This is a genomic window from Actinomadura sp., from assembly GCF_044508335.1.
Classification (GTDB): Bacteria; Actinomycetota; Actinomycetes; order Streptosporangiales; family Streptosporangiaceae; genus Spirillospora.
Map to the genome: position 1 here is coordinate 16,963 of NZ_JBIQHY010000019.1, position 3,890 is coordinate 20,852.

Genomic DNA, 3,890 nt, shown 5'->3' on the forward strand with positions numbered 1-3,890 from the left:
TGCTCCAGCACGGCGCGCTCCTCCTGACTGCAACGGGCCCTGACTGCAACGGGCCGGTGTTCTCCCTACGATGCCCATACGGGCCGTGCCCGCGTCCGCCTCCGCCACTCCGACCGGGAGCCAGCACCGTGGAACAGACCTCTGAGACCGCGACGAGCGGAACCGGCCTCGACGCGTACGCGCTCGGCGGGCGCGAGCGCACGCGGCTCGCCGCCCGCGCCGCCGTCGCGGCCCGGAGAATGGCCGGGGAGGGGATCGTGGGCGTCGCGCTGACCTGGGTGGACGTCAGCGGCATCACCCGCACCAAGACCGTCCCGGTGGAGCGGCTGGAGCACGCCGCCGCCTGGGGCGTCGGGATGTCCCCGGTGTTCGACGTGTTCCTGCTGGACGACTCGATCGTGTCCGGGCGCCACGTCGGCGGGCCCGTCGGCGACCTGCGGCTCCATCCCGTCCTGGAGCGGCTCGCGCCGATGGCGGCGCTGCCCGGCTGGGCGCACGCGCCCGCGCTGCGGTACGCGCAGGACGGCACCCCGCACCCGCTGGACGCGCGGGCCCTGCTGCGCCGCGAGACCGACCGGCTCGCCGCGCTGGGCTGGTCGGTGAAGGCGGCGTTCGAGATCGAGTGGGCGGTGTCGAAGGGCGGCGCGGACGGGTTCGTCCCCGCCTGCCGGGGCCCCGCGTACGGGATGACGCGGGTCACCGAGCTGGCCGGCTACCTGCGGGACGTCCTCGCGGCGCTGAAGGAGACGGGCGTCACCGTCGTGCAGCTGCACCCCGAGTACGCGGCCGGGCAGTACGAGGTGTCGGTGGAGCCCGAGGACCCGCTGGGCGCGGCCGACACCGCCGTCATCGTCCGGGAGACGATCCGGGCGGTGACGATGGAGCACGGCATGGCCGCCTCCTTCTCCCCCAAGGTCGAGGCCGGCTCGGTCGGCAACGGCGGCCACGTCCACCTCAGCCTGTGGCGGGAGGACACCTCGGACGGGCCGAAGAACGCGATGGCGGGCGGCTCCGGCCCGTACGGGATGACGGCGGCCGGGGAGGCGTTCGCCGCCGGGATCCTGGGCCGCCTCCCCGCGCTGCTGGCCGTCGGCGCGCCGGCGGTGGCGAGCTACCTGCGGCTGGTCCCGTCGCACTGGGCGGGCGCGTTCGCCTGCTGGGGGCTGGAGAACCGGGAGGCGGCGCTGCGGTTCATCACCGGCGCCGAGGGCGAGCGGGAGACCGCGGCGAACCTGGAGGTCAAGTGCGTGGACTCCGCCGCGAACCCGTACCTGCTGCTGGCGGCCCTCCTCGCCGCCGGCCGGAACGGCCTCGGCATGGACCTGCGGCTGCCCGAGCCGGTCGACGTCGATCCGGCGGGTCTGTCCGAGCAGGAGCGCGCCGCGCGGGGCATCGCGCCGCTCCCGTCGTCACTGGCGGAGTCGGTCGCGGCGTTCGAGGCGGACGCCGTCCTGCGGGACGCGCTCGGCGAGGCCGTTGTCGACACCGTCGCGACCGTCCGGCGCGGGGAGATCGCGCTGCTGGACGGCGCGACGCCGGAGGAGATCGCCGCCGCGACCCGCTGGCGCCACTAGAGCCGGCGGTTCCAGAACCGGCGGCCCCAGAACCCGCGGCTCTAGAACAGGCGGCCCTGGAAGCGGTCCAGCGCCGGCGCGTCGACACGCCCGGCGGCCACGACCGCGCCCGGCCCGTACCGCTCCACGCGCATCTGGAGCCGGCCGCAGGCGCATCGGGTATAGGTCACGACCCCCTCGGACGTCGGGTGCCGCGACAGCACCTCGTACACCTCGGACTCTGGCCAGCCACAGCGTGGGCATTCCACCGCGCATCCCCGGGGACGACTCGTGTAAGGGTTATAAACAAGATAACATTTACGCCAGGCGAGCGGGACCGGAGGCAGGGGTAATGCGCGTCACGGGCTACAGGAGCCACGGGGTGGCGGCGGCGGTCGCGCTGGTCAACGCCGTGACGAGCGCCGGCGGGGACGACTCGGCCGGCGCGATCCGCGCCATCCTGCGCGACAACGAGTTCTTCTGGCAGGAGTTCCGCGACGAGGACGCCGAGGAGTTCCGCCGCTGGGGCCGGACCCTGCGCCCGTTCTTCACCGCCGCCCGGCTCGAGGAGGCGACGGCGCTGCTGAACCGGCTCATGCTGGAGGTCCCCATGCACCCCCACCTGTCCGACCACGAGCCGCACGGCCTGCACATGCACTACGCGCCGCCCTCGTCCCGGCTCCCGGACCGGTTCCGCGCGACCACGCTGATGAACCTCGCCGACCTGGTCGTCGACCACGGCCTCGGCCGGACCGGCGTCTGCGCGGCCGGCGGCTGCGACCGGGTGTACGCCGACACCTCCCGGGCGGGGCGGCGCCGGTTCTGCTCCGAGGCGTGCGCGAACCGCACGAACGTCGCCGCGTTCCGCGCCCGCCGGAGGACGTGACCTGCCCCGCATTCACGGGCTTTGCCGCAATATTGCCGTCCCGCGGGAAGAACACACGGCATGCCACGCCCGTTCTCCCGCCTCCGGCCCGGCCGGGGCGACCGCGCCGGACGCTCGCCGCTGCAGGTGGCGACGGAGGTGCAGTCCACCGTCTACCGCATCGCCCGGCTGACGCTCACGGCCGTGCTGGCGTTCGTGCTGGCGGACGCGGTGCTGCCGGCGGGGACGCCGGAGCCGCTGCTGTCGCCGCTGACCGCGCTGCTGGTGGTGCAGTTCTCCGTCGTCCAGACGATCAAGGCGAGCATCCTGCGGGTCCTCGCGGTCACCTCGGGGGTGCTGGTCGCGGTGATGGCGGCGTCCACCATCGGGTTCTCCTGGTGGGCGCTCGGCATCACCATCTGCGCCGCGCTCGTCATCGGGCACGTCCTGCGGCTCGGCGAGCACGTGCTGGAGGTGCCGATCTCCGCGATGCTGATCTTCGCGCTTGGCGCGGCCAGCGGGGCGGGCGCGGCCGATCGGGTGCTGGAGACGCTGATCGGCGCGGCCACCGGGCTGGCGGCGACGCTGCTGGTCCCGTCGGTGCGGGTGCGGCCCGCGGAGGAGGCCGTCCAGGACGCCGCCGAGAAGCTGCGCGAGCCGATCGAGGACATCGCCGAGGGGCTGCGCGGCGACCGCACCGAGGGCGAGGCGGCCCGCTGGCAGGAGGCGGCGGAGCGGCTCGCCCGCGAGCTCCGCCGCACCGACCGCGACCTCGCGCCGCCGAGGAGAGCGTCAAGCTGAACCCGCGGGCGCGGCGGCTCGTGGACGCCGGCGTCGCGCTCCGCAACGCCATGGAGACCCTGGAGCACTTCATGCTGTCGCTGCGCGGCCTGACCCGGTCGCTCGCCGACGACGAGGAGTTCGGCGAGCGCGGCCGGCTGCTGACCGACCCGGTGCTGCGCCACCGGCTCGGCGACGCGCTCGCCGGGATCGCCGCGAGCGTCGCCGCCTACGGCCGGCTCGCCCGCTCCGACCTCACCCGCGACGCCCGCCCGTTCCTCGCCGAGCACGACCTGGAGGTGCGGGTGGACGTGGCCCGCGAGCGCCGCGCCCGGCTGCGCCGCGAGCTGCACCGGCGGGCCGCGGCCGGGGACCTGTGGCCGCTGTACGGGGAGGTGTCCATGGACATCGACCGGCTCATCGAGAACCTGCGCGTCGAGCACCGGGCCCGCGCCCGCGAGCACTGGCGGCGGCACCGCGGCGCGACCCGGCACCTGCCCGCCCGCCCGGTCCAGGCCGTCCAGCAGGCCGGGCACCAGCTCCGCCGCGCCGCCTCCACGGCCAGCCGGGCGGCCGACCGCGCCCCCCGCGACCCGGCCGAACGGGGCAGTTCGGACGGCTCGGACGGCTCGGGCAGTCCGGGCGGCGGGGAAGAGCGGTCGTGACGAAGGGCAGAGGCCCGTCCCGGGGGG

5 protein-coding genes are annotated in these 3,890 nt (G+C 75.6%); 4 read left to right on the plus strand and 1 reads right to left on the minus strand.

The window, feature by feature from the left end; all coding sequences use genetic code 11:
* Positions 1 to 128: 128 nt before the first annotated feature.
* On the plus strand, positions 129 to 1,574 hold the full coding sequence (locus ACIWVC_RS10075; protein ID WP_396446932.1) for a hypothetical protein: 1,446 nt from the start codon (positions 129 to 131) through the stop codon (positions 1,572 to 1,574).
* Positions 1,575 to 1,615: 41 nt separating this feature from the next.
* Here ACIWVC_RS10075 and ACIWVC_RS10080 read toward each other — a convergent pair whose 3' ends face one another.
* A complete protein-coding gene (locus ACIWVC_RS10080) occupies positions 1,616 to 1,777 on the minus strand; it encodes a hypothetical protein (RefSeq protein ID WP_396454030.1) in 162 nt (53 codons plus the stop codon).
* 158 nt (positions 1,778 to 1,935) lie between these two features.
* Here ACIWVC_RS10080 and ACIWVC_RS10085 point away from each other — a divergent pair, with 158 nt between their 5' ends.
* The 3 genes from ACIWVC_RS10085 to ACIWVC_RS10095 are packed head-to-tail and all read left to right on the plus strand — an operon-like array spanning position 1,936 to position 3,863.
* Positions 1,936 to 2,439, plus strand: a complete 504-nt coding sequence (locus ACIWVC_RS10085) for a CGNR zinc finger domain-containing protein (RefSeq protein ID WP_396446930.1) — start codon at positions 1,936 to 1,938, stop codon at positions 2,437 to 2,439.
* Between the two features lie 60 nt (positions 2,440 to 2,499).
* Complete coding sequence (locus ACIWVC_RS10090; RefSeq protein ID WP_396454032.1) at positions 2,500 to 3,219, plus strand: aromatic acid exporter family protein; 720 nt, start codon at positions 2,500 to 2,502, stop codon at positions 3,217 to 3,219.
* A 20-nt stretch (positions 3,220 to 3,239) separates the two neighbouring features.
* On the plus strand, positions 3,240 to 3,863 hold the full coding sequence (locus tag ACIWVC_RS10095) for a hypothetical protein (protein ID WP_396454033.1): 624 nt from the start codon (positions 3,240 to 3,242) through the stop codon (positions 3,861 to 3,863).
* Positions 3,864 to 3,890 lie beyond the last annotated feature (27 nt).

Bases quoted from the DNA above. Each gene is read 5' to 3' on its own strand.
- ACIWVC_RS10090 (WP_396454032.1), top strand. From the start codon at position 2,500: ATGCCACGCCCGTTCTCCCGCCTCCGGCCCGGCCGGGGCGACCGCGCC.